Below are 24,907 nucleotides of genomic sequence, written 5' to 3'. Positions count from 1 at the left end.
CCATGAACAACCTCGACATCCGCCAGGACACCATCAACAACGCCGTATGGGCCGCCTGCGACACCTTCCGCGGCACCGTGGATGCCAGCGTGTACAAGGAATACGTGCTCTCCATGCTGTTCCTGAAATATGTCTCCGACGTATGGCAGGACCACTACGACGAATACAAGGCGAAATATGGCAACCACCCGGAACTGATCGAGGAAATGCTCAAGAGCGAGCGTTTCGTGCTGCCGCCGCAAGCCAACTTCTACACGCTGTACGAGCAGCGCCACCTGCCCGGCAATGGCGAGCGCATCGACAAGGCCCTGCATGCGATCGAAGACGCCAACATCAGCAAACTGCACGACGTGTTCCAGGACATCAGCTTCAATTCCAACAAGCTGGGCGAGGAACAACAGAAAAACGACATCCTGCGCCTGCTGCTGGAAGACTTCATCAAGCCCGAACTCAACCTGCGCCCCAGCCGCGTCGGCCAGCTCGACATCATCGGCAACGCCTACGAGTACCTGATCAGCAGATTCGCCGCGGGCGCCGGCAAGAAGGCCGGCGAGTACTACACCCCACCGGAGGTATCCACGCTGATAGCGCGCCTGATGGAACCCAGGCCAGGGGAGGAGATCTGCGACCCCACCTGCGGCTCAGGCTCGTTGCTGATGAAATGCGGCCGGTTTATCCGCGACCGTAGCAATACGCGTAAATACGCGCTGTTCGGGCAGGAAGCCATCGGCAGCACCTGGGCCATGGCAAAGATGAACATGTTTCTGCACGGCGAGGACAACCACAAGATCGAATGGGGCGACACGCTGCGCAATCCGAAGCTGCTGGACGGCAACGGCCTCAGGCATTTCGACATCGTCGTCGCCAATCCGCCATTCTCCCTGGAAAAGTGGGGCCACGAAAACGCCGACAAGGATCCTTATCACCGCTTCCGCCGCGGCGTGCCGCCGCGCACCAAAGGCGACTACGCCTTCATCCTGCACATGATCGAAAGCATGAAACCCAAGAGCGGCCGCATGGCCGTGGTGGTACCGCATGGCGTGCTGTTCCGTGGCGCCGCCGAAGGCCGCATCCGCAAACAGTTGATCGACGAAAACCTGCTGGACGTGGTGATCGGCCTGCCGGAAAAACTGTTCTACGGCACCGGCATTCCCGCCGCCATCCTGGTCTTTCGCAAGAAGAAGCAGGACGAGAACGTGCTGTTCGTCGACGCCAGCCGCAACTATCAGGATGGAAAAAACCAGAACTACCTGCGCGAAAGCGACCTGCAACGCATTCTGGATACGGTCAAGGCACGCAAGAACGTCGACAAGTACGCCTACCTTGCCCGCCCGAAAGAGATCGCCGACAACGACTACAACCTCAATATCCCGCGCTACGTCGATACGTTTGAGGAAGAAGAAGAGATTGACCTGATGGCGGTGCGCAAGGAGCGGCAGCAGTTGAAGGCGGAGCTGGCCAAGCTGGAAGAGCAGATGGCGGTGTACTTGAAGGAGCTTGGCTATGAGTAAAAACCAGAACCTAGTGCACCCGCATCGCATCTTTGAGGAGCCTTACCAAGCAGGCGGCACGGGCACGGCGTGGCCAGACTGCAGGAATCACGGAACTTTAAAAAAAGACTTAATAGTTCGCACCAACGACGAGGACGCTCACCCGATCTTTATCGGTTTGATCGCACCGCTAAGGGCACACCGGTCAAACATCGAGCCGAGTTCCGCTCAAGAAACTGGTCAACTACCGAACACAGCTGTCAAGGAATACTTGACAGCTCAATTTGGGGCTCGGCAAGACATGTACCGAACATCAGAAAAAAAAAGGCTCTCTGTCGAAACAGTTGTTGCATATTTTGCAACGACTGCAGGCAGCAGCCAAAACTGCGAAGCTGCTGTAGTCAAAATGGTGAGTCAATATGAGAGACGCCGCAAGATCAAAGCGAAACGGCCAAACCAGGCGAAACGGCGTTTCGAGGTTGCGAACAATCTCATTGAGCTGAGGAATCTGGAGACAAATAGCCGCAAAGGGGGCGAGAATGCTTCCTGAAAGCTGGGAACTTTCGACCGTTGGAAAATGTTGCGCAATCAAAAATAATTTGCGCCTCCCGCTAAGCACTGAGCAGCGTGAAAAAATGAAAGGACCATTCCCCTACTTTGGACCAACAGGTGCGCTTGGCTATATCGACCATTTTCGAATTGATGAAGAATTCGCGTTAATAGGTGAAGATGGCGACCATTTTCTCAAGTTTAAAGAACGACCTATGACGATTCTTTTCAATGGAAAAGCAAACGTCAACAACCACGCTCACGTAATCGTAAATTCCGAAAAATGCTTGGCAAGCTGGTTTTTTTATTGGTTCATGCATCGCGACCTTACATCGGTGCTATCACGGCAAGGTGTTGGTCGTTACAAACTTACGAAGGCAGGGCTTGAAGAACTCGAGATCGCCATCCCTCCACTGGAAGAGCAATACAAAATTGTTCGCATATTCAGTATCTGGAACAAAACCATCGCTACGACTGAGCACCTACTGGCAACAACCCGCAAGCAAAAGCAGGCGATGCTTGCCCGAGTTTTGACAGGAAAAAGGAGGCTACGCTCATTTGTTGGCGATGCAAAATTTCGCCCTACTCCACACGGCACCATTCCAGAGGACTGGTCTTATCCTAAGATTGAAGAGATTGCCTCAGAAATCAACAAGCGGCACAGCGAAGAAGCCCCGTTTCCAGTACTTTCCTGCACCAAACACGAAGGTTTAGTCGATTCGCTTTCCTATTTCAACAAACAAGTTTTTAGTAAAGACCTGTCGACTTACAAGATTGTGCCGCGCGGCACCTTCGTCTATGCAACTAACCACATTGAGGAAGGCTCAATCGGTTATCAGGACCTTTACGACTTCGGCTTGGTAAGCCCTATGTATACCGTGTTCAATACTACCAATGAGGTACACGACGGTTATTTGTATCGTCTCTTGAAAACGGAGCACTTTCGGCAAATTTTTGAAGCATCCACCAATTCGTCTGTGGATCGTCGCGGAAGTTTACGCTGGAACGAATTCAAAAAATTGCATATCCCTCTGCCACCAATGATGGAACAAAAAGCCATCGATGATGTGCTTACGCATATGGATAGAGAAATCGAGCTACTCAAACAGCAATTGCGCAAACTGCAAATGGAAAAGTCCGCCCTCATGCAACAACTCCTCACTGGCAAACGCCGAGTGCGCCTACCCGTACAAACCGAGGCCATACCGGCATGAACGACGGCGCCGCCCCCGATACCCGCGAACAGTTCAGTGCACATATCCCGGCGCTGCACATGCTGGTGAATCTGGGCTGGCGCTACATCCGCAGCAGCGAAGCGTTGGCGCTACGCGGCAGCACGCGCGAGGTATTGTTGAAGCCTCGCCTGATCGAAGCACTGAAAACCCGCCGCTTCGAGTACAAAGGCCGAAGCTACCCGCTTTCGCCCAGCGCGATCGACCAGATCGTGCGCGATCTCTCGTCGCTGCCGTTGGGCGATGGCCTGCTGGCCGCCAACGAACGCCTGTATCAGTTGCTGGCACTGGGCATCACCGTTACCGAGTTCATGCCGGACGGCAAGAAACATCAGCCCACGATCCCGATCATTGCCTGGAACGAACCCACAGCCAATCTTTGGGACGTCACCGAGGAATGCGAGGTGCTTTCGGCGCAAGGCACGCATCGCCGTACGCCGGATATCGTGGCCTACGTCAATGGCCTGCCGCTGGTGGTGATCGAAGCCAAGCGCCCCGAATCGGGGCATGCCGGCAAGCAGATGGTCAGCGAAGGCATCAGCCAGCACCTGCGCAACCAGCGCCAGGATGAGATTCCGCAGCTGTTTGCCTATGCGCAGCTGTTGCTGTCGATCAGCATGACCGATGGGCGTTACGGCACCACGCTCACGCCGGCCAAGTTCTGGACGCGCTGGCGCGAAGAGGAATGGGACGAGGGCCAGCTGCACGCCTTTAAAAACCGGCTGCTTTCGCCGGAACAACGCAACGCCTTGCTGGCGGACAAGCCGGCTTCGCTGCGCCGCGAGTGCGACGCGCTTTGGTCGCAACCGATCCTGCCGACCGAGCAGGACCGGTTGTTGGCGGGCCTGCTTACGCCGACGCGATTGCTCGAATTCCTGCGTGGCTTCGTGTTGTTCGACCGCAAGACCGGCAAGATCGTCGCACGCTACCAGCAGTTCTTCGGTATCCGCGCCCTGCTGGCACGCATTCGCCAGGTCCGCCCGGATGGCGGACGCGAGGGCGGCGTGCTGTGGCATACCACCGGCTCGGGCAAGAGCTTCACCATGGTGTTCCTGACCAAGGCGCTGCTGCTGGATAAGACGCTGAAGGACTGCCGCGTGGTGGTCGTGACCGACCGTATCGATCTGGAAACGCAGTTGTCCCGCAACTTCATCACCGGCGGCGCGTTCGGCTCGGCCATCGCCACCAAAAAGGAAGGCGAACGCAGCAAGGCCAACACTGGCCGCGACCTGGCCCGGCGCATTGGCCATGGCAGCGAGCGCATCACCTTCTCGCTGGTGCAGAAGTTCAACACGGCCTCCAAGCTGCCGGAGTGCCATAACGATTCGGCCAACCTGATCGTGCTGGTGGACGAAGGGCATCGCAGCCATGGCGGCGAGACCCATGAACGCATGCGCAAGGCGCTGCCCAACGCCGCCTACCTGGCCTTTACCGGCACGCCACTGCTTAAGCAGGAAAAGAGCGCCAACAAGTTCGGGCCGATCGTGCATGCCTATTCCATGCAGCGCGCGGTGGAAGACGAGACCGTGGCGCCGCTGCTGTACGAGGAGCGCGTGCCGGAACTGGACGTCAACGAGATCGCCGTCAACCGCTGGTTCGACAAGATCACGGCCGGCCTGTCGGAAGCGCAAAGCGCGGACCTGAAAAAGAAGTTCGCCAGCAAGCAGGCCATCTACGGTGCGGCCAATCGCATCGAACTGATCGCCTGGGACATCGCCAGCCATTTCGATCAAAACATCAAGCAGCTCGATCTTGGACTGAAAGGCCAGGTCGCCACCGACAGTAAAGTGGATGCGATCCGCTACAAGCGCGCGCTCGACGAAACGGGCCTGGTAAGCAGTGCGGTGGTGATGTCGCCGCCCGATACCCGCGAAGGCAATACCCAGGTGGACGAAGACAGCCTGGGCGAGGTGGCGAAGTGGTGGAAGCAGGCGATCACCGATCGCAAGCTCGACCCGGAACAGTATGAAAAGGACGTCGTCCAGGATTTCGGCAGCGACGGCGCACCCGATCTGCTGATCGTGGTCGACAAGTTGCTGACCGGTTTCGACGAGCCGCGCAACGCCGTGCTCTATATCGACAAGCCATTGAAGGACCACAACCTGATCCAGGCGGTGGCGCGGGTAAACCGCCTGCACGATGCGAAACGCTACGGCGTGCTGGTGGATTACCGCGGCATTCTGCCGGAGCTGGATACCGCCATCCGCGCATACCAGGATCTGGAAGCGCAGACCCAGGGCGGCTTCGACGTCGCGGATATCGAGGGGCTATATCGCTCTTTCAGCACGGAGTACAAGCACTTGCCCGCCCTGCATGCACGGCTCTGGTCGTTCTTCAAGGGCGTGGCGAACCGCGGCGATACCGAACAGTTCCGACAGGTGCTCAGCCCGCGATTCGTATCCGATGGGGAAGGCGGCGAGTACGACCAGCGCCAGAAGCTGCGCGACGATTTTTCCGCCGCCTTGACCGAGTTCGGCCTGTGCCTGCAGACCGCCCTGGCGTCACGCAGCTTCTTCGAGGATAAAAATTTTTCTGAAGACCTGATTCGCCAATACAAGCGTGACCTGACATTCTTTTCGGATCTGCGCCAGATGACACGCCGGGACGCCATGGAGACGGTGGACTACAGTCTCTACGAGGAACAGATCCGGCGCCTGGTGGACAAACAGGTCATCGGCAAGGAAGTGCGCGAGCCGCAAGGTGTTTATCTGGTGCACGAGCTTGGCCGGAAGGAGACACCCGAGGAGTGGCCCGAAGAAAAGACCCGCAACGAAACCGACCTGATCAAGACGCGCTTGCGCAAGACGATCGAACAGGAGCTCGCCGACGATCCGTACGCGCAGAAGGTTTTCGGCGAACTGTTGCGCCAGGCGATCGCCGAAGCGGAGGCGATGTTCGACCATCCGCTGAAGCAGTACGCGCTGTTCAAGAAGTTCGAGGAACAACTTCACTCCGCGCAGGTTCCGGGTATTCCCCAGCGCCTTGCGGATCATCCCAGGGCACGGGCTTACTACGGGGTGCTGCACCTGGTGCTGGGCGACGCCCTGGATTCGCCCGGCGAGGCCGAGACCGATCGCTTCGTCAATCTTGCACTGGATATCGATACGAACGTGCAGGATGCCGTGGGCGAGAATTCCCTCAATCCACAGGGCATAGAAGCGGCCATCCGCCAGCGCCTGCTACCGAAATTGTTTTCCTTGATGGGCCTGGACAACGCGCGCGCTGCGGTCGACCAGATCGTGCAGGTCGTGCGTAGCGCACTCAGTCGCTTATGAACGCCAAGGCGCGGATGAGCGAGCGGCTCAGCCTCCCTTACGGCGATGGCAAGATCGCTTTCGACATTCGCCGCATTGCTGCGCGTACGCGGCGCAGCATCGCGATCCACGTTGAACCGGACGGGAGAGTGCTGGTCGACGCGCCAGTGGACTCAAGCCTCCCGGAGATCCGCGAAGCCCTTGGCCATCGGCTCAGCTGGGTTCACCGCCAGCTTGCGCAGGTCGAAAGCCGGCGCCGGTGGGTGCTGCCCAGGGAATATGTAAGCGGGGAAACGGTTTTCTATCTCGGGCGACGCTATCGCCTGAAGGTGATTCGCGCCAAAGACCACCACTTCACCAGGCTTCGTAGCGGCCATCTGGAAGTGCACGTTGGCGATCGGTCACCGCAAGCCGTTCGTGATCAGCTTGACCGCTGGCTTCGCGATCGCTCCAGGCATGTCTTGACCGAGCGGCTTGCCAACATGGCAGGCCAGCTGCGATGGGTTCGTGGCACGCCGCCGTTGACGATCAGAAAGATGATGCGGCAATGGGGTAGCTGCTCGCCGAAAGGGCGCATCGTTCTCAATGCTGCCTTGGTCGGCGCGCCCACCGAGTGCATCGATTACGTACTCTTGCACGAGCTCTGCCACCTGAAGGTCCGCAACCACAAGGCTCCCTTCTACCGCCTGCTGGACGTACATATGCCAGACTGGCGCCGTGTGAAGGCACGTCTCGACAATATGGTCGATTCGATTCTGAGAAATTGAGGCAACACTGATCGGCCAGCAAACCATGTCACCATGTGATACGGCCAGCATCGACGACTAAAGAGAGTTGCATGGACATTCGGGTAGACGATCTTTCCAGCACCGCGACGCAGGCGCTTTTGCGTTTGCACCTGGCAGGCATGCACTCCAACTCGCCGCCGGGGCAGGTCTTCGCACTCGATCTATCCGGGTTGAAAGCGCCCAACGTCACGGTATGGAGCGCATGGCAGGGTGAGCACATCTGCGGCATCGGGGCGCTGAAGCAGTTCCATGCCACGTCAGGCGAAATAAAGTCGATGCGCACGCACCCGGATTATCTTCGGCGCGGCGTGGCGGCAGCATTGCTGGAACACATCATCGGCCAGGCGCGGGAGCGCGGCTTGCGCCGCTTGAGTCTTGAAACCGGTAGCGGGGACGCCTTTGAGCCTGCGCTGGCGCTTTATCGCCGGCGCGGATTTGTGAATGGCGAAGCTTTTTCTGATTATCAGAAGAGCGACTTCAATCAGTTTCTGCATTTGGCGATATGACACGTAACCACACGACTGTCATTCCCGCCTTCGCTCACTGCGGTCCGGGGAAATTTTTCCCCGTTCTTGCAGGAAAGCTAAAACGACGTCATTCCAGCGAAAGCTGGAATCCAGCGACTTGAAAATCTGCAAAGGCACTGGATTCCAGCTTTCGCTGGAATGACGATCTGATGGCACTGAATTTCCTTGGAAAATTTTCGATGCGGGGTGCTATGCCCGCGCATTTCTGAAGAACTTCATTTTCCCCGGACGACAGTGCGCTTTCGCTGGAATGACGGCCAAATAAGTTGGATGAAATCCCAGCTTTTTTGTGGTTTGCGAAGCTGGGATTTCGTCCCAGCCTGGACGAGTAAGAGGCTTAGAACTTCGCCCTCAACTCCACCCCAAACGTGCGCGGTGGCGTGATGGTGGCATACGGCGTACCAAAATCATTGGTACTGTCGTTGCCGATGCTCAACACGTAGCGCTTGTTGAACATGTTGTTGACGAACACGCCCACGCCCCAATGCTCGTCCGGCGTATGCCAATCCAGCCGCGCATCGGTGCGTTGGGTGGCTGTGCCAACCGTGAACAGAGGGGTGCTAAAACAAGTGCCCTGCACGCCGGAGTCCGCATTGCAGCGCGTGCGTCCGCGGTAGGCGTATTGCATGTTCAGTTCCAGATTGCCGTGGTAGACGTCGAACCATGTGTAGTCAAAACCCACCGTGGCCGAAAACGTCGGCTCACCCGTCGGCTGGCCATCCAGGCTCACGCCGGAAGTAGAAGTGCCGTGGATATAGGTGCTGTCGATATACGCGCTGGTGAAGTTCAGCCGCAACGCTTTCACTGGCTGCCACTGCGCTTCGACGTCCAGGCCGTGCGCATGCTGGTCACTGGTCATCACCGTATAGAACGGTACGCCCGAACCATTGAAGTTCGGATTGAGCACGGACGATTGCAGGTTGGAATAGCGGTAGTAGTAGACCGAGGCGTTGAACAGCAAGTTGTATTGCGGGACCACCGCCTTGATGCCGCCTTCGTAGTTCCAGACCTTCTCCGGCGCATACAGCGAACCCACCTGCAGGCTGTTGTAGCCGCCGGCCTTGTATCCCTTGGTCGCTGACATGTATGCCATCAGGTCGGGCGTGAACTTGTAGCTCGCCACCACGCGCGGGCTGAAGTCGTGCCAGCTGTGCCTGGTCGGCACCCATTGGCCCACGGCATTGGGAAAGATGATGTTGCCGCCAAACGCGCCCAACGCCTGCTGCGCTTCGGGTGGCAGCAGGTCGACGATGCCGCTGGATACGAGCGCGGCTACGGTTTGATCGAAGGCGGTCGCTTCGCGCGGCGGGGTGTACCAGGTGAAGGCTTTCTTGTCTTCGGTGTAGCGCAAACCGGTGGTGAGATCGAACTGATCGCTCACGTGCCAGATCACGTCGCCGAAAGCGGCATAGGCTTTGAAGTTGCCGTTGTTATTGATCTGCTCGCGCCATGGGTCGCCGAGCAGGCTGTATGGCAGGCCAAAGGCTTGCAGTCCCTGGGTGATCTCGGTCAGCGGCAAGCCAAGTCCGTAGACGTTCTGCGCCAGCGTATCCAGGCTGCTGGTATTGGTATTGACCTGGCTGGTCTGGCGCGCCTGCTCCGAATAGAAACTCACGCCAGAAACCCAATCCATCAAGTCGTTGTCGCCGGACAACTTGAACTCCTGGTAGTAGCTGTTGTTGCGTTCGATGTTGGCGGTATCGAGGTAACTGACGATGTGATCGGTGCCGTCATTGTCTTCGTCGTTGAAGGTGCTGAAGTGACGCCAGGCGGTAGTGGACGTGAAACTTCCCCACGGGAACGAGTGATCGACGATCAGCGTGGAGCCGTCGAAATGACGCCATTCGCGCGCCTGGATGGCATCGTTGTAGAGCGGTGCGGTGAGCGGGTTCAGATACGTGGCAGGACTAGGCGGGAAAGGTGGGCGCTGGTTGGTATCGTCGGACAGCGGCACCAGCCCGATGGACGGGCGCGGCGGCTGGTCCAGTCGCTCGTGATCCCAGGACCACAACACACGCGTATCCGGGGTGATGTTCCAGCGATAGACCACGCGGGCGCCCCAGTCGTCGTTCTTACCGTAGTGCTGGCCATTGGCCTGGTCGCGAATCCAGCCGTTGCTCTGGTTGTCGAGCACGCTGATGCGCAGGGCCATGTCCTTGTTGAGGGGAATATTGACCAGCGCACTCTCGTAGCGCTCGCCCTCGTTGCCATAGCGCAGCAGCACCTTGCCTTCGAACTTGTCGGTGGGTTCGTTGGTAACGATGGAAATCGCGCCGCCGGCGGCGTTGCGGCCGAACAGCGTGCCTTGCGGGCCTTTCAGTACTTCGATGCGGTCGATGTCGTTGAAGGCCAGCAAAGCGCCGCCCGAACGCGCCGCGTAGACGCCATCGATATACACGCCGACGGCCGATTCGGTGCCGATGCCGAAGTCGCTGGTGCTGATGCCACGCAGGGAATAATTCGGTTGCGTGGGTTGGCTGCCATCCACGACCAGGCCGGGCACGAACAGCGAGATCTTGCTGAGATCCGTGGCCGCCTGCGTATTGATCTGCTGCGCGGTGAGGATCTGCAAGGCGATCGGCACCTGCTCCATCTGCTGCGTACGGCTTTGCGCCGTGACCGTGATGTTGCCCAGTTGCTGGGCCTTGCTGGCTTCCGCTGCCGGCCGGGCTGCCGCGCTCTTTTTTGCCGTGGCGTTGCCATCGGCCTGTTGCCCTGCTCCATCGGCCATGGCCGGCGCTGCTGCAAACAACCAGAATGCCGCTCCGCCGTAAAGCACCTGGCGCAGGCACACGGACAACACACATGGACGCATCTTCATATCGACTCCCCTCCCATCGTGGCATCGCGCTCTCTCACGATGCATCTGGTTTATCCGACGTCTCCCCCACCCGATAAAGCTCCACCCGCCTTGTGCCTGGTGAGGACCCCGAGCTTCACCAACGCCACGGCCACCACGACGCAGGTGGCAAAACCTGCAACCAGCAACGGCACGTGCCCCACTTCGTTGCCGTGTACGGTGAACGACGTCACCAACGGCCCAAACCCTGTACCTACCAACTGTGCCGGCGGCACCAGCATGGCAATGCGCCCGCGCGGATCGATATCGAACGCCAGCCGGATATGGAACGGCATCTGGAACAACCACAGAAACCCAAACACCGCGCACGACACGGCGAAGGCCACGGTGCTGTGCGCAGGCAAGCGATACATGACGATGCCGACAGCAGCGAACGCCAGCGCGCTGACCATCAATGCTTGCGACACTTTCCCCCGACGCACTGTTAGCGATGCTGCCCCACCACCGATGACCTGCATCACCAAGACAAGCGATGCGAGGGCATCGATCGAGATGCCGACACCGGCTTCGTTCACTACCGGTTCGAGGTAGGCCCACAGCGCACCCACTGCGCTCATATGCAGGAACGGCACCAGCAATGCGAAGAAGCCAGTCCATGAAACCACCGATGGATGGATCGCTTCCGTGTGCTCGCCCAGCCGCGCAGGCAGCCGCGATGCGATCAACAACGGCAGCACGCAAACAACCGCCAACAAGACGAAGGGTTGTCCCCAGCCCAAGGACGCGACAGATACTTTCGCTAGCAACAAGGCGGCTGCCGCTTGTACGCACGTCTGCAGCGTAAGGAAAACGCCGGCCAGGCGATCCGGTTGCGGCGAGCGCACGATGATCATCGTAACAATCCAGAACAGGCCCGCTTCCAGCAGTCCCGCCAGCACTCGCCAAGCCACGCAGGCAAGATCGCCATGCGCCGTCAGCGTCAGCAGATCGATGGCGATCAGCAACAGGCTCGCCACCACGGCCACCGTGCGCAGCCGATGCAGCGGCAGGTACTTCTCGGCCAGGATGGTGCCAACGCCCAGCGAAAAAATTTCGCCCATGGCAACGATGCCGACGCCTTCCATCGAGATGCGATGCTGATCCACGAGCGCGCCCAGCAGCGCCGGCTGCAGGCCAAGCACCAGCAGCGCCACGCAGCCGATGGCCAACGCGGCCACCGTTTCGGAACGCTTGAACTGCATCGCCACCGATGTGTTCATGGGTACCCCTCAGTAACCCTTCACTTCTTCTGGCAACAGCCCTTGCGCGAAACGCCGCGCGGCCCGTTTTTGATCTTTCTTCAAGCGCCCGTTGGCAATGTGGCAAACCCACCATGGCAGCGTGTGCAGGTGCATGCCGGTTGCCTTGGCCAGCACATAGGCCTTGGCGCATTTTTCCAGCAGTTCGGCGTTGAGCACGAGACGATGCACGGTGCTGCCGAATACCATGACGTCATGCTCGCCGGACCAGACATTGCCGCCAATTGCAAGGCTCGAAGATTGTTGCGGGCCATCCGTGGCACGGCGCATCGCCGTCGCGCCGAGGTGCCTTGCCTGTTCGTCGAACAGTTGCGGAAGATCGCCGCCGAAACTGCCAAGCATGCGCCCGAACGCGCCGCCACCTTGCGCGATGGCTCCCACATCCGCGCGCGCCACATACACCTCGATATGCTGTGCATGGTGGTGGCTTGGCGGGGTCGAAAGCGATACACGCATCGGCTCGATGCCTGGCGTTGCCAGCAGCACATCACGCGTGCCCGGCAGGCGTACGGAGACGCTGCCGCCCGCACCGAGCAGGTGCTTTTCATCCAGGCGTCGCATGGCATCAAGCAGAAGATGTTCGAGTGTCATGGCATCACACCAGCTTGAACACGTCTTCGAAACGGTTGAGCGCATCGTCGATCACCGCATCAGTATCGGCGAGGCTGGTGTAGATGCGGCTGCCCGCCAGGGTAATCACGCCGTGCGCGGTGTACGCGGCGCCCATTTCCTCCATCATGTGCTTGCGCTGCTTGGCCTCGTTCTTTGCACGGACGAGCTTGAGCAAGTTGCTGGTATCCAGCAGCATCACCCCGGACGTTTGCAGGTGCACGATCGAGCCCATGTTGTAGGCCACGTAGGGCAAGCCGAGACGCTCAATGATCTGTTCCAGGCCTAGCCGCAAGCGATCGCCCGCGCAACCCGCCTTCACCGCCGCCTGTGTGCGCTGCATTTCCAACAACGCGTAGTAACCGGCCGCGCATGACAAGGGATTTGCGGTAAGCGTGCCGCCGACGAATGCACGCTTGGCGGTGGTGCCGATGCCGCCGACCAGCAGCATCATGATGTCGCGGCGGCCACCGATGCCACCCGCCATTGGGTAGCCTCCGGTGAGGCATTTGCCGAGGATGGTGAGGTCCGGCTTGATGCCGAAATAGCCTTGCGCACCGCCCATGCCGGCGCGAAAACCGGTCACCACCTCGTCGAAGACAAGCAGTGCGTTGAATTCATCGCACAGCTTGCGCAACTGCGCGTTGAAGTCCCGCGGCACCGGCCGGGTACCGCTTTCGGGGCCGAACGGTTCCACGATGATGGCCGCCGTACCGCCGCGCAGGCGGTTCCAGCGCAGCTTGCGGCGTATCGCTTCCAGATCGTTCGGCAGGCTTTCCTGCGTGGTGGCGGTCGAGCCGCGCGGGATACCGATCGCCTCCATGCGTCCGGTATTCGGCAAGCGCATGCCGTAGACCATTTGATCGCTCCAGCCGTGGTACCCGCCGCCGATCTTGATCACCCGCTTCTTGCCCGTATAGGCACGGGCCAGGCGGATCGCACCCATCACCGCTTCTGTGCCCGAGCCCATCATGCGCAGCATCTCGACGCCCGGCATGACCTGGCAGACCAGTTCCGCCAGCTTCACTTCGTATTCGTGCAGCAAGCCGGTGATCGGGCCGCATTCGTTCAACAGCTTCTGCACTTGCATGAGCACGGCCGGATGATTGGAGCCCAGCAAGGTCGGTCCACCGGCCTGCAGAAAATCGATATAGCGGTTGCCATCGATATCCGTCATATGGGCATCGCGTGCTTCACCGATCGCCAACGGGAACGGATAGTTGAACGCGAGATTGTGCTGCACGCCGCCCGGAATCACCTGCCTGGCTTGCTCGGACAAACGCCTGGAAGCCTGGCAACGGGTTTCGAAGTAATCGAGCACCTTGCCCATGGCATCGCGGCGAATTGGGCGGATGGGCTGCCGCACCAAGGCATCGAAGCGCCGGTAAAGCGCATCGGTATCCGGCCATTGAGAGATCGCGCTGCCCGCGTTCTCCACGGAGGGGTCGTGAAAATTCATAGGGCCATATCCTGGATGGGTTCGGCATCGAGCGTTGCCAGCAGCTGCCGCAGCGCGGCCTGTTGCGATGACGGTTTCGCCGCGTGCGTGGCGATGCGCGCACGCAGATAGTCGAGCGCCACCCTTTCGAGCACAGAAATGGCGCGCATGGCGTGCTCGGCGGTGGCGCCGCAACAGATAGCGCCGTGCGTGCGCAACAGGTAAGCGTTGATATCCGGCCGCAATGCCTTGGCGAGTTTGCTCGACAGCCATGTCGTGCCGGATGGCGCGTAGCCGACGACGCGTACTTCGTTGCCAAGCAGCTCACGATCCTCCATGCGCTGCACCGGCACAGGCTGTCCCACCAGCGTGCATGCGCTGGCGATCGGCTGGTGCGTGTGAATGCTGGCGCGGCAATCGGCGCGCACGCGCAACAGCCTGGCATGCATCCCGCTCTCCACCGATGGCTTGCGATCGCCATCCATCTGCACCAGGTCAGGCAACCGCAAGACGCACACGTCTGCCGCTGCCATCTGGTAATAATCCGTGGCCGATGGCGTAACGAGGATATGCTCGTCATCCGCTTTCAAGGCGAGATTGCCGCCGGTTGCGGCAAAATAGCCGTGATCGGCCAGCATGACGCTCATCTCGACTACGTGCTGGCGCACGCGCTGGAATTTCATCGCGGCAACCCCCGGTGCTGGTTGATATCGCGATAGAGCGGTGCGAGACGGCGGTGCAGTTCCTTGAACGTGCCAAAGCGTTCGTCATACAGCTGACGCATGGCGGGTCGCGGCTCGAATCGCGATGAGTGCCGACACAAAGCCGGCACGTCTTCGAACGACATCTCGCCCAGGCCGATGCCGGCGATGAAGGCGGCGCCCAGCGCATTGGCCTGAATCGGTGCGACCGGCTGCTCGATCACCATGCCGGTCACGTCGGCCATGATCTGGCACCACACGTTCGACTGCCCGCCACCGCCGACGATGGTCATCGGCGCACCTCGCTCACAGCCGACGAACGCCAGCATCGGCTCCAGCATCCAGCGCGTGTTCAATGCCACGCCTTCGAGAAATGCGCGGATCATGTCTTCGCGCGTGTGTTCCAGCGACAGGTTGAACAGGCCGGCGCGCAGGTGACGATCATCCACCGGTGTGCGTTCGCCCTGCAGCCATGGCATGTAGACCAACCCGCGAGCACCGGCCGGCACACGATCGGCGATGTTGTCGAGCAAGGGATACACGTCTGGGCGCGATTCGTCCGGCGTCAGCTCATCCGGATGAAACAGGATGCGATCGCGCAGCATGGTGAGGTTGCTGCAGGCGGCTGACTGTACTGCCATGGCCAGGTAGCGATCCTTTTGCGCACAGGGCACCGAGGCGATGAAAGCAGCGAGATTCGTGCGCTTTTCCGGTATGTGTGCGCCGATCCATGAGGACGTGCCCAGATACAGGTGCAATTCGCGCTCGCGCACGGTACCGGCTCCGATCGCCGCGGCGGAGTTGTCGACGGCGCCGGCTACCACCCGCGTCGACGGAGAAAGTCCCAGCTTTTCGGCCACCGCTGGCGCCAGCTGACCTATTACTTCGGTGGATGGCAGCAGCTCCGGCAGGCGCTGGGTGTCGACTTCCAACAGTCGCAGCAGGCGTTCGTCATAACGCACGCGCGAAAGATTGCGGTTATCGGTGGCCCAAGTGGTAAGCGCCGAGTCATAGGTGGCGCAGAAGCGGCCGGTAAGCCGCAGGTTCATGAAATCGAGCGGGCCAAGAAACTTGTGCGTGCGTTCGAACAGCGGCCTTTGATGATCGCGCAACCACGCGATATGTCCGGCCTGGTCCTTGCCCGACAAAGACGGCGCGCCACCGGTCAGGCGCAACCAGCGCGCCAGCTTCAGCGGCCCATAACCCTGGATATTCAACCATCGGTTGCGCGCGCGTCGCCGGATGGCATCGGCGCCGCGCATATCCAGCCACAGCATGGCGCGCGCCAGCGCGTTTCCCTGCGCATCCACCGGCACGGTGCATTCGTGCAGCGCCGAGCAGCAAATGGCCATGATCCGCTTGCGTCGATGCGTATCGGCCGCCAGCAACTCCTGCGCGGCAGCGAGAAAGGCCTGCCACCAATCCTCGGCGTCCTGCTCCACGCCATATTCGCCCACCAGATGCAGGGGCACCGGCCGGAACGACCATGCCAATACATGGCCGTCGAGCGACACCAGCGCACACTTGCAGCCCGACGTGCCCAGGTCGACCGCCAGCACGAGGCGATCATCACTGGAAGACACGGCGGCCTGCGGCGCGCTCGGCATCGTTCACCCCCAGAAAGCTAGTTATTGCTACAATATAGTTATCGCTATAATTGACGCAAGCCCTCTCCTGCCGGACCGCCGTAGTGCCCGCCAAGACCAAACCTCCTCGCCGCGTCCCCAAGCGGCCCAAGCTCGCCTTGAGCCCCAAGGTGAAACCTGCCCAATCGCGCGCGGCAGAAACCTATGAGCAACTGCTGACCGTTACGGCGCAGGTGCTGGCCGACGTCGGCTTTGAGCTGCTTACGACCAACCTGGTGTGCGAGCGCGCGAAACTGTCGCCGCCGGCGCTGTATCGCTACTTCCCCAACAAGTACGCGCTGCTGCACGAACTGGGCCTGCGCCTGATGCGGAAACAGAATGCGTTGATTCCACTATGGCTGACGCCTGCCGCATTCGGCTCGATGAAAAAACTGGAGGACGCCGTCACCGGGCTTCTACTGGAAACCTACGAGGTGACGCGCGAAACCACTGCCGGCATCTGGATCATGCGTGCGCTGCGCGCGATACCCATGCTGCAGGACGTTCGTCTCGAATCGGCCCAGGAAGTGGCCACGCAGGTCACTGTCGCATTGCGCCACGCATTTCCGAAGGCCGCACAGGAAGATCTGGAACTGATCAGCCGCGTGGCAGACAGCATGTCCTACGCCGCGCTGGAAATGCTGTTCGACGATCCATCGCTGGATGCCACGTCCGTCATGCGCCTGGTCGCCGCGAGCCTCGCCAGCCATGTGCCGCGGCTGCAAGGCAAGAGGGCGCGGCGATAGCGAGAAGCAATGCTTGCGATCAAGCGCCGCGCCAGTTGAGAAAACGACCAACCTTTCCGATGGCGTGGCCGCCTGGTCACCAGTCGGTCAGGCACGCCTTCCGGCTCAATCACGGCCAGCTTTGTGCGACAGCGGCTTGCGGAACTTCAACACGAACTTGTCCGTATGTCCTTTGATCTCCGGCGCAAAGATCGGTTTATCGTGCCCATCCCTCGGATTGCTGAGCACGTCACTCCGCGCCTCCAGCACGAAACCTGCCGCCTTCGCTTGCGCAATCACCACTGCCGGGTCAATGCGATGCAACGTATGCGCATCCCGGCCACCTGACCCCGGCGTGGCCGCATGGTCGACGACGACAAAGACGCCACCCGGCTTCAACGCCTTGAATACTGCGGCATCGAGCTTGGCCGCCTGATCGAGCCCCGTGCTGCCATCGACGCTGAACACACTCACCGCACCATACACGTCGTGGTAATTCTGCGACGTCCATACGACATCCAGCGGCGCACCGGTATCGAGTTGATCATAAGGGCGGATGAGCAGGCTCGTATTGCCGCTATAGGCGGGGTCGCCCGCCAAGGCGCGAATGGATTTGAGTCGCTCCGGCGGCGCCTTGGTTGCGTAGGCTTGCGGGACAATCGCGTACACATGTCCTTTGGCGCCCACCACCTTGCTGAAAATGCGCGTGAAATAACCCCCACCCGGCATGACGTCCGCAACCTTGTCACCCGGCTTGATGCCGGCAAAGGCAATCAGGGCAGCCGGCTTGCGATTGCTGTCAAGTTGCTTGTCAGCCGCAGGACGCGCGCTGTCGGCGAGTGCATCGGCCACATAGGAGGAAGGAGGCGATGCCTGCGCATGCAGCAAGGTTACGGTGCCAAGCGTAAGCAAAATGAGCAGCGTGCATTTCTTCATATGTTCTTGGCTCCGTAAAACGGGAGAGTTACAGGTGCGTCCTTTGACCGACTTGCTGCGGAACACGCGACTCATCTAGTTCTCGTCAGCGAACACGCCAAGACTAGCCGCAACCTTGCTTATGTAAAGGTAGCGGCTCTTTATTTCAGATATTGCGTTTTGAAATGGCTTTTCTTCATCCCGGCCAACACGCTTATTCCACCGTGACAGATTTCGCCAGGTTTCTTGGCTGATCGACATCGGTGCCGCGCAGCACGGCAACGTGATACGCAAGCAACTGCAGCGGCACGGTAAACACCGCAGGTGCAATGAAATCACCGCCGCCGTCAATGGCAATGACGGCACCGCGCGCAGGATTGCCATCGAAGTGCGCCTTGGCATCGGCGAATACGATCAGCTCGCCGCCGCGTGCACGCACTTCCTGCAAATTGGATTTGAGCTTGTCGAGCAGCGGACCGTTGGGTGCGACGGCGACGACGGGCATGTCTTCGTCGACCAGGGCGAGCGGGCCGTGTTTCAGTTCGCCGGCGGCGTAGGCTTCGGCGTGGATATAGGAGATTTCCTTGAGCTTGAGCGAGCCTTCCAGTGCGACGGGGTAGTGCGCGCCGCGACCGAGGAAAAGGGCATGGTGGCGGTGCACGAAACGCTCAGCGAGTTCGATGACTTGGGGTTCGAGCTTGAGTGCTTCATCCAGTATGCGCGGCAGGCGCAGCAGTTGTTCGGTGAGGTCGCCCAGGCGCGCCTGGTCCAGGCCTTGTTGCTTGGCCAGGTGCAAGGTGAGCAAGGCTAGCGCGGCGAGCTGGGTGGTGAATGCCTTGGTGGAGGCCACGCCGATTTCAGGGCCAGCGCGCGTCATCAGCTTGAGATCCGCTTCGCGCGTGACGGATGACTCCGGCACGTTGCAGATGGCAAGTGTGCCCAAATAGCCGCGGCGGCGCGATTCGCGCATGGCGGCAAGGGTGTCGGCGGTTTCGCCGGACTGGGAAATGGCGACGAACAAGGTGCCTTCCGGCACGACGGTTTCGCGGTAGCGGTATTCGCTGGCCACTTCCACGTTGACCGGCAGGCGTGCGTAATCTTCGATCCAGTATTTGGCAACCATGCCCGCGTGGTAGCTGGTGCCGCATGCAACGATGTGCACGCCCTTCACCTTGGCCAGCAATTCATCGCCGCCGGTACCGAATACGTTGGGCAATACGCCGTGCGCGTTGATGCGGGCTTCCAGCGTATTGGCTACGGCTTGGGGCTGCTCGAAGATCTCCTTCTGCATGTAGTGGCGGTATTCGCCGCGTTCCACCGCATCGGCCGACAGTTCGCTTTCCTGGACGCCGCGCTCGACCGGCGTGCCGTCCAGCATGTAGATCTTGACGCCTTCGCGAGTGACGTCGACGACGTCGTCTTCTTCGAGATAGATAATTTTATTGGTGACCTGCACCAGCGCCTGCGCGTCAGAACCCAGGAAATTCTCGCCGATGCCCACGCCAACCAGCAGCGGTGCGCCACGCCGTGCGCCGATCACGCGGCCCGGTTCGTCGCGGCTCATCACGGCGATGGCATAGGCGCCTTCAAGCTCGCGCACGGTGGCAAGCACAGCCTCGCGTAGTTTCATGCCCTGCGAAATATGCTGGTCGATCAGTGCGGCCATCACTTCCGTATCGGTTTCTGAAGCGAAGACATAACCCTTCGATTGCAGGTCACCACGCAGTTTGGCGTAGTTTTCGATGATGCCGTTATGCACGAGCGTGACGCGGCCGATAATGTGCGGGTGGGCGTTCACTTCGTTCGGCACGCCATGCGTGGCCCAGCGCGTGTGTGCGATACCGGTGCCGCCCGGAAACGGCTCGGCGAGATACAGGGCTTCCATCTCGCGCACCTTGCCCTTGGCGCGCACGCGATGCACGTCGCCGCCTTCCAGCACGGCAAGACCGGCCGAATCGTAGCCACGATATTCCAGCGCCTTGAGGCCGGCAATCAGGAGCGGTGCGACATCTCGCTGGGCTGCGGCGGCAACGATTCCACACATGGTCGACTTCCTATGGCGAATGTTTGAATGAGGGCGGCGACTTTGACGAGCTGTCGTTTCGACAGGCTTTCGATCCCTGGGTTCATGAGTGACGAGACTACTTCTCGTCCATGGATGAGGGAAGGCGCTATCGGTATTTGCATCGAGACAAATTGACGGAAATTCAATCCCGCCATCTTCGCCGGAGCGGCAGTGAGCAAATCGTCAATGCACTTTGCGGCGCAGGTAGTTCAGCAAATCGATGCGGGTGATCAGGCCGAGGAACTGCCCGTCGTCCATCACGATGGCGACGTGGCCGCGCTCGAACACCGGCAACAGCGCGGTAATCGGTGAGCGCACGTCGAGCATCTGCAGGTCGGTGATCATGGCGGTGGCGACGCTGTCGCGGAAACGCGCTTCGTCGGCGTGTACGTGCATCAGCATGTCCGATTCGTCGAGGATGCCGATAAGGCGATGGCCGTCCATCACCGGCAACTGCGAGATGTCATACAGCTTCATGCGCGTGTATGCCGTCATCAGCAGTTCGTTGGGGCCAATCACGACGGTGTCGCGGCGCGAGAACGGGCGCAGCAGGAGATCGCGCAGATCGCCGTGTTGTTCGCGTTCGATGAAGCCGTTGTCGAGCATCCAGTAGTCGTTGTACATCTTCGACAGGTACTTGTTACCGGTGTCGCAGACCAGCGTTACCACGCGCTTGGATTCGGTCTGTTCGCGGCAGTATTTGAGTGCGGCGGCCAATAGCGTGCCGGTGGAAGAGCCACCCAGCACACCTTCTTTCGCCAGCAATTCGCGCGCGGCGAGAAAGCTTTCCTTGTCGGAGATGGCGTAAGCCTTTTTGACGCGCGAGAAGTCGCTGATGGTGGGCAGGAAATCCTCTCCGATGCCTTCCACCATCCAGCTGCCGGACTTGGTGGAGAGCACGCCTTCGTTGATGTATTGCGCAAGGATGGAGCCGACCGGATCGGCCAGCACGATCTCGGTGTTCGGCGAGGCCTTGGCGAAGTATTGCGAGAGGCCGGTCATGGTGCCGGAGGAACCGCAACCCACCACTACGGCATCGACCTTGCCGTCCATCTGCGTGAGGATTTCCGGGCCGGTGGTTTCGATGTGCGCGCGCGGGTTGTCGGGATTGCCGAACTGGTTGATGAAATACGCACCCGGCGTTTCGCGCGCGATGCGCTCGGCCATGTCCTGGTAGTACTCCGGGTGCCCCTTGGCGACGTCGGAACGGGTGAGCACTACTTCGGCGCCCATCGCCTTGAGGTTGAAGATTTTCTCCCGGCTCATCTTGTCGGGCACGACAAGAATGAGACGGTAGCCCTTGGCCTGAGCGACCAGCGCCAGCCCGAGGCCGGTGTTGCCGGCGGTGCCTTCCACCAGCGTGGCGCCGGGTTTGATTTTCCCGGCTTTTTCCGCACCTTCGATCATGGACAGGCCGATGCGGTCCTTGACCGAGCCGCCGGGGTTGGCGCTTTCCAGTTTCAGGAACAGCTCGCAACGCCCTGCATCCAGGCGCTGCGCGCGCACCATGGGGGTGTTTCCGATCAGTTCGAGGACGCTGGCGTTGACCGACATGAAGGCTCCGTAGGCGTGGCTGGATATGAATGGCAATCATAATGGAGCGCGGTGCGGACGCGTTCTGCCTTGGCGTGGTTTGGGAAAACAAAAGCCCCGGAACGTTTCCGCTCCGGGGCTTTTTTGGATTCTTTCGCTCAATGAATGTGCTGTCGAGCGTGGTAGTCGTCCCACATGCGCTGCAGGCGTTCTTTGATTTGTAATTTTTCTTTCTTCATCGAACTGAGGGTCATGTCGTCAACAGGGAGCACGCCGATTTCGGCATTGTCCACCTTGCTGTTGAGCTCCGTGTGTTTTTGATAGAGCCGACGAAACTCGGCGTCGGCTTTTTTCAGGGCTTCGACAGCGTCACGCTGCTGATCTTCGAACATGATCCAACCTCCTCGCAGTAGGACTGCAGTCGCCCGCATGGGGCGCTTGAGAACAAAAGCAAATCACGCGCATAACCAAAATCCGCCTCCCAGGTGCAGGGAACGGATGCAGGAATGTGGGTAGTTAGGCGCATGATTCAGTCGGTAGGCTGCGGCAGCTGGAGAGCCGCAGCGGTTTCGACCCTACTCTCCACTTGGCGGGGGCACAAGGCCCCCTCGGGAGGGCGCATGAGAACGCGGGAGGTCGTCAAAAACCCGTAAAACGGGTGAAAACAAACGCCCTCTCCCTTTAGGAAAAAGGGCGCCTGGGGTTACTTGCCGCCAGCCGGCGAAGACTGATCCCGCATCTGCGAACGCAGCGCCTTGGCGGCCTTGGCGGCCAGGTCAGCCTGGCGTCGGGCGGCTGCGGCGACCCGGCTTTGCGCTGCCGCCAGCTTGCGGGCTTGTTCGGCTTCGGCCTTGGCCTGGGCGGCTTGGTCGGCGGCCTCCTGGCCTTGCGCCTGCAGCCGCATGGTTTCCTGCTGGGCGATCTGGAACTGCATGCGCTGGATGTCCAGCTGCTGCTGCGCAGCCGTGGCATCGATGCGGCTGCGCTCCAGCTGCAACTGGGCATTTTCCTGGTCGAGCTGGTTGAGCTGGCGCTGGGAAGCCTGCAACTGCGCTTCGGCCCTGGCCTGGTCCACCCGGCGCTGGGCGATGTACAGCGCATGTGGCCGCTGGCGCGAACCGGCCTGGGCCAGCTGGTTGATGGCGTCGCGAGCCAGCGCCTGGTCGGCCTGGGCGTAGGTACCCAGGTTCGGATCGGCGGCCAGCTGATTCAAGCTATTGGTCAGCCGGTCGACATCCATGTCGTCCTTGCGCGCCTGGACGGCGGTACTGGCGAACACGGCCAACAGCAAAACGGCGATGATCGACAAACGGTGTTTTTTGGACATGGCAAGCTTCATTACTGGCCTCCCTGATTCGGCTGGCCAGCGTCAGGCACGGTCTGGAAACCGTCCTGCCCGGGTTGCGGTTGTTGCTGCGGATTGCCCAGTACCGAGGAAGAAGGCGCCGGCATTTCCTGCATCGGCGCCTGTTGCGGCAGCGGCGAGCTGGCGGCCGGTGCGGGTGCGCTGGAGGAAGACGAAGCCGGGTTGCCGTCGTCTTGACCGTTCTGCCCGTTGTCCGGCTGCTGCGCGGCAGCCATCTGCGCGGCCAGCTGGGCTTTTTGCTGCTGGTAGTGCTGGTCGTTCTCCGATTGCGCCTCGGCGTTCTGGGAGCGCAAGCGATTGTTTGCGTCCGTTTTTGACTGAATCTGGGCACGCGCCTGGGCGAGTTGCGCTTTGGTGCGCGCCAGGGTGGCATCCGCGCGCGACTCATCGGCCAGGTCGGCCGCCTGGTCGTATTTGCGGTTGGCCATGGCTTGCTGGGCTTGCTGGAACTTGTCCTGGGCAAAGCCGAAATCGACCGGATCGTAGTCGGGCGCACCGGCATCGCGAGCGCTTTGCAATTGCGCTTGTGCTTGATTCATCAGGTTATCGGGCGGGGGTACGCTGGCACAGCCGCCCAGGGTCAACGACACGGCCAGCAGCAGTACTGGAGCCACCATTGGGATGCGTCGCTTACGCACCGTCAACGGGGAAAATATGTGCACCATCACTCATTCCTCTCGGAGCGTCACGGCGTATTGTGGTCGGGCATAATCCTTGAATGCAATGCGCAAAAAACTGGGGTCTTTAAGGTGGATATCGGTTACTTCCTCAAGTTGATGGTGGACAAGGGCGCGTCGGACATGTTTCTGACGACCGGCGCCCCGGTGAACATCAAGGTCGAGGGCAAGCTCTACCCGCTCGGCAACACCGGGCTACCCAGCGGCATGGTGAAGAAAATCGCCTATTCGCTCATGGATGAAGGGCAGGTACCGCAGTTCGAGCGTGACCTGGAACTCAATATGGCGCTGGCGGTGAAAGAGGCCGGCCGTTTCCGCATCAACGTATTCAAGCAACGCGGCGAAGTGGGCATGGTGATCCGCGCGATCAAGAGCGAGATCCCCAGCATCGATCAACTGCAACTGCCGGCGATCTTCCGCGACCTGATCATGGAGCCACGCGGCCTGATCCTGGTGGTGGGCGCCACCGGCTCGGGCAAGTCGACCACGCTGGCGGCCATGCTCGACCATCGCAACAGCCATTCGTCCGGGCACATCCTCACCATCGAGGATCCGATCGAGTACCTGCACCGCCACAAGAAGTCGATCGTCAACCAGCGCGAAGTGGGGCTGGATACACACACCTATCACGAGGCCCTGCGCAATGCGATGCGCGAGGCCCCAGACGTGATCATGATCGGCGAGATCCGCGACACCGATACGATGGAAGCGGCGATCTCGTTCTCCGAAACCGGTCACTTGTGCCTGGCGACGCTGCATTCCAACAATGCCGACCAGACGCTGGAACGCATCCTCAACTTCTTCCCCGAATCGGCACACAAGAACGTGCTGATGAACCTGGCCCTGAACCTGCGCGCGGTGATCAGCCAACGCCTGGTCAGCGGCAAGGATGGGCGCCGCCTGCCGGCAGTGGAAGTGCTGCTCAACACACCGCTGATCCGCGACATGATCCGCCGCGGCCAGATCCATGAAGTGAAAGAGGCCATGGATCGCAGTTTGCAGGAAGGCATGCAGACCTTCGACCAGTCGCTCTACAAGCTCTACAAGGCTGGCCGCATCGAGCTGGAAGAAGCGCTGGCCAAGGCCGATTCGCGCGATGGCCTGGCATTGAAGATTCGCCTGTCGGAAGGCGGCAATTCGGAAACGGCGGAACTGGCGGGCAACGACCCCTACGGCCTGGGCTTCTAGCTCGACCGTAAACCCAATGGCCGTCATTCCCGCGAAAGCGGGAATCCATTTTCAGGCATGCACCAGGGCAAGATGGATTCCCGCTTTCGCGCACTGCTGTCCGGGGAAAATAATTCGGCCCTGGCGG

General features: G+C 60.3%; 20 protein-coding genes. 8 read left to right on the top strand and 12 right to left on the bottom strand.

All coding sequences use genetic code 11. From position 1 onward, the window contains the following. Nucleotides 1–2 precede the first annotated feature (2 nt). The 6 genes from V7M64_RS10795 (at nt 3) to V7M64_RS10770 (ending at nt 7,819) form a co-directional block, all read left to right on the top strand. Nucleotides 3–1,511, top strand: coding sequence for a type I restriction-modification system subunit M (locus V7M64_RS10795; RefSeq protein WP_333679148.1), 1,509 nt, complete (start codon nt 3–5; stop codon nt 1,509–1,511). Beyond that, complete coding sequence (locus tag V7M64_RS10790; protein ID WP_333679147.1) at nt 1,504–2,040, top strand: hypothetical protein; 537 nt, start codon at nt 1,504–1,506, stop codon at nt 2,038–2,040. Before V7M64_RS10795 ends, V7M64_RS10790 begins: the two co-directional genes overlap by 8 nt. Then, nucleotides 2,030–3,253, top strand: coding sequence for a restriction endonuclease subunit S (locus V7M64_RS10785; protein WP_333679146.1), 1,224 nt, complete (start codon nt 2,030–2,032; stop codon nt 3,251–3,253). Before V7M64_RS10790 ends, V7M64_RS10785 begins: the two co-directional genes overlap by 11 nt. Next, nucleotides 3,250–6,546 (top strand): HsdR family type I site-specific deoxyribonuclease, encoded by a 3,297-nt coding sequence (locus V7M64_RS10780; RefSeq protein ID WP_333679145.1) that lies wholly within the window; start codon nt 3,250–3,252, stop codon nt 6,544–6,546. Before V7M64_RS10785 ends, V7M64_RS10780 begins: the two co-directional genes overlap by 4 nt. Then, nucleotides 6,543–7,292 carry a SprT family zinc-dependent metalloprotease gene (locus V7M64_RS10775; protein ID WP_333679144.1) on the top strand — a complete coding sequence of 250 codons (750 nt, stop codon included), beginning with the start codon at nt 6,543–6,545 and terminating at the stop codon, nt 7,290–7,292. Before V7M64_RS10780 ends, V7M64_RS10775 begins: the two co-directional genes overlap by 4 nt. Before the next feature lie 71 nt (nt 7,293–7,363). Beyond that, entirely contained in the window at nt 7,364–7,819 is a 456-nt protein-coding gene (locus tag V7M64_RS10770) for a GNAT family N-acetyltransferase (RefSeq protein ID WP_333679143.1), read from the top strand. Between the two features lie 358 nt (nt 7,820–8,177). Here the strand turns inward: V7M64_RS10770 and V7M64_RS10765 are convergent, their stop codons facing one another. The 6 genes from V7M64_RS10765 to V7M64_RS10740 are packed head-to-tail and all read right to left on the bottom strand — an operon-like array spanning nt 8,178 to nt 16,269. Then, nucleotides 8,178–10,661, bottom strand: a complete 2,484-nt coding sequence (locus tag V7M64_RS10765; protein ID WP_333679142.1) for a TonB-dependent receptor — start codon at nt 10,659–10,661, stop codon at nt 8,178–8,180. A 50-nt stretch (nt 10,662–10,711) separates the two neighbouring features. After that, a complete protein-coding gene (locus tag V7M64_RS10760) occupies nt 10,712–11,899 on the bottom strand; it encodes an MFS transporter (RefSeq protein ID WP_333679141.1) in 1,188 nt (395 codons plus the stop codon). A gap of 9 nt (nt 11,900–11,908) precedes the next feature. Then, nucleotides 11,909–12,529, bottom strand: coding sequence for a hypothetical protein (locus tag V7M64_RS10755; RefSeq protein ID WP_333679140.1), 621 nt, complete (start codon nt 12,527–12,529; stop codon nt 11,909–11,911). A gap of 4 nt (nt 12,530–12,533) precedes the next feature. Next, nucleotides 12,534–14,006, bottom strand: coding sequence for an aminotransferase class III-fold pyridoxal phosphate-dependent enzyme (locus tag V7M64_RS10750; RefSeq protein ID WP_333679139.1), 1,473 nt, complete (start codon nt 14,004–14,006; stop codon nt 12,534–12,536). Continuing rightward, nucleotides 14,003–14,668 carry a class II aldolase/adducin family protein gene (locus tag V7M64_RS10745; protein WP_333679138.1) on the bottom strand — a complete coding sequence of 222 codons (666 nt, stop codon included), beginning with the start codon at nt 14,666–14,668 and terminating at the stop codon, nt 14,003–14,005. The genes V7M64_RS10750 and V7M64_RS10745 overlap by 4 nt, the downstream gene beginning before the upstream one ends. After that, complete coding sequence (locus V7M64_RS10740) at nt 14,665–16,269, bottom strand: FGGY-family carbohydrate kinase (RefSeq protein ID WP_333679137.1); 1,605 nt, start codon at nt 16,267–16,269, stop codon at nt 14,665–14,667. The genes V7M64_RS10745 and V7M64_RS10740 overlap by 4 nt, the downstream gene beginning before the upstream one ends. A 107-nt stretch (nt 16,270–16,376) precedes the next feature. On the opposite strand from V7M64_RS10740, the gene V7M64_RS10735 reads away from it, so the two are divergent. Beyond that, nucleotides 16,377–17,057, top strand: coding sequence for a TetR/AcrR family transcriptional regulator (locus V7M64_RS10735; protein WP_333679136.1), 681 nt, complete (start codon nt 16,377–16,379; stop codon nt 17,055–17,057). Between the two features lie 105 nt (nt 17,058–17,162). On the opposite strand, the gene V7M64_RS10730 is transcribed toward V7M64_RS10735, so the two are convergent. From V7M64_RS10730 to V7M64_RS10705, 6 genes are all read right to left on the bottom strand, one after another. Then, the gene (locus V7M64_RS10730; RefSeq protein WP_333679135.1) at nt 17,163–17,972 is read right to left on the bottom strand and encodes a methyltransferase; all 810 of its coding nucleotides are present in this window, start codon (nt 17,970–17,972) and stop codon (nt 17,163–17,165) included. Between the two features lie 193 nt (nt 17,973–18,165). Further along, a complete protein-coding gene (glmS, locus tag V7M64_RS10725) occupies nt 18,166–19,995 on the bottom strand; it encodes a glutamine--fructose-6-phosphate transaminase (isomerizing) (RefSeq protein WP_333679134.1) in 1,830 nt (609 codons plus the stop codon). A gap of 204 nt (nt 19,996–20,199) precedes the next feature. Continuing rightward, on the bottom strand, nt 20,200–21,570 hold the full coding sequence (locus V7M64_RS10720) for a pyridoxal-phosphate dependent enzyme (RefSeq protein ID WP_333679133.1): 1,371 nt from the start codon (nt 21,568–21,570) through the stop codon (nt 20,200–20,202). 137 nt (nt 21,571–21,707) lie between these two features. Continuing rightward, nucleotides 21,708–21,941 carry a YdcH family protein gene (locus V7M64_RS10715; RefSeq protein WP_188798169.1) on the bottom strand — a complete coding sequence of 78 codons (234 nt, stop codon included), beginning with the start codon at nt 21,939–21,941 and terminating at the stop codon, nt 21,708–21,710. 311 nt (nt 21,942–22,252) lie between these two features. Continuing rightward, nucleotides 22,253–22,876: a hypothetical protein gene (locus tag V7M64_RS10710; protein WP_333679132.1), complete on the bottom strand. Its 624-nt coding sequence runs from the start codon at nt 22,874–22,876 to the stop codon at nt 22,253–22,255. Between the two features lie 11 nt (nt 22,877–22,887). Then, entirely contained in the window at nt 22,888–23,532 is a 645-nt protein-coding gene (locus V7M64_RS10705) for a DUF4398 domain-containing protein (protein WP_333679131.1), read from the bottom strand. 132 nt (nt 23,533–23,664) lie between these two features. Here V7M64_RS10705 and V7M64_RS10700 point away from each other — a divergent pair, with 132 nt between their 5' ends. Next, nucleotides 23,665–24,780 (top strand): PilT/PilU family type 4a pilus ATPase, encoded by a 1,116-nt coding sequence (locus V7M64_RS10700; RefSeq protein ID WP_333679130.1) that lies wholly within the window; start codon nt 23,665–23,667, stop codon nt 24,778–24,780. The last annotated feature ends 127 nt before the right edge of the window (nt 24,781–24,907 follow it).

It is taken from the genome of Dyella sp. (assembly GCF_036746095.1).
Taxonomy (GTDB): Bacteria; Pseudomonadota; Gammaproteobacteria; order Xanthomonadales; family Rhodanobacteraceae; genus Dyella_B.
The sequence above is the reverse complement of the archived record's forward strand: the minus strand, read 5'-3'. Positions and strand labels throughout refer to the sequence as shown.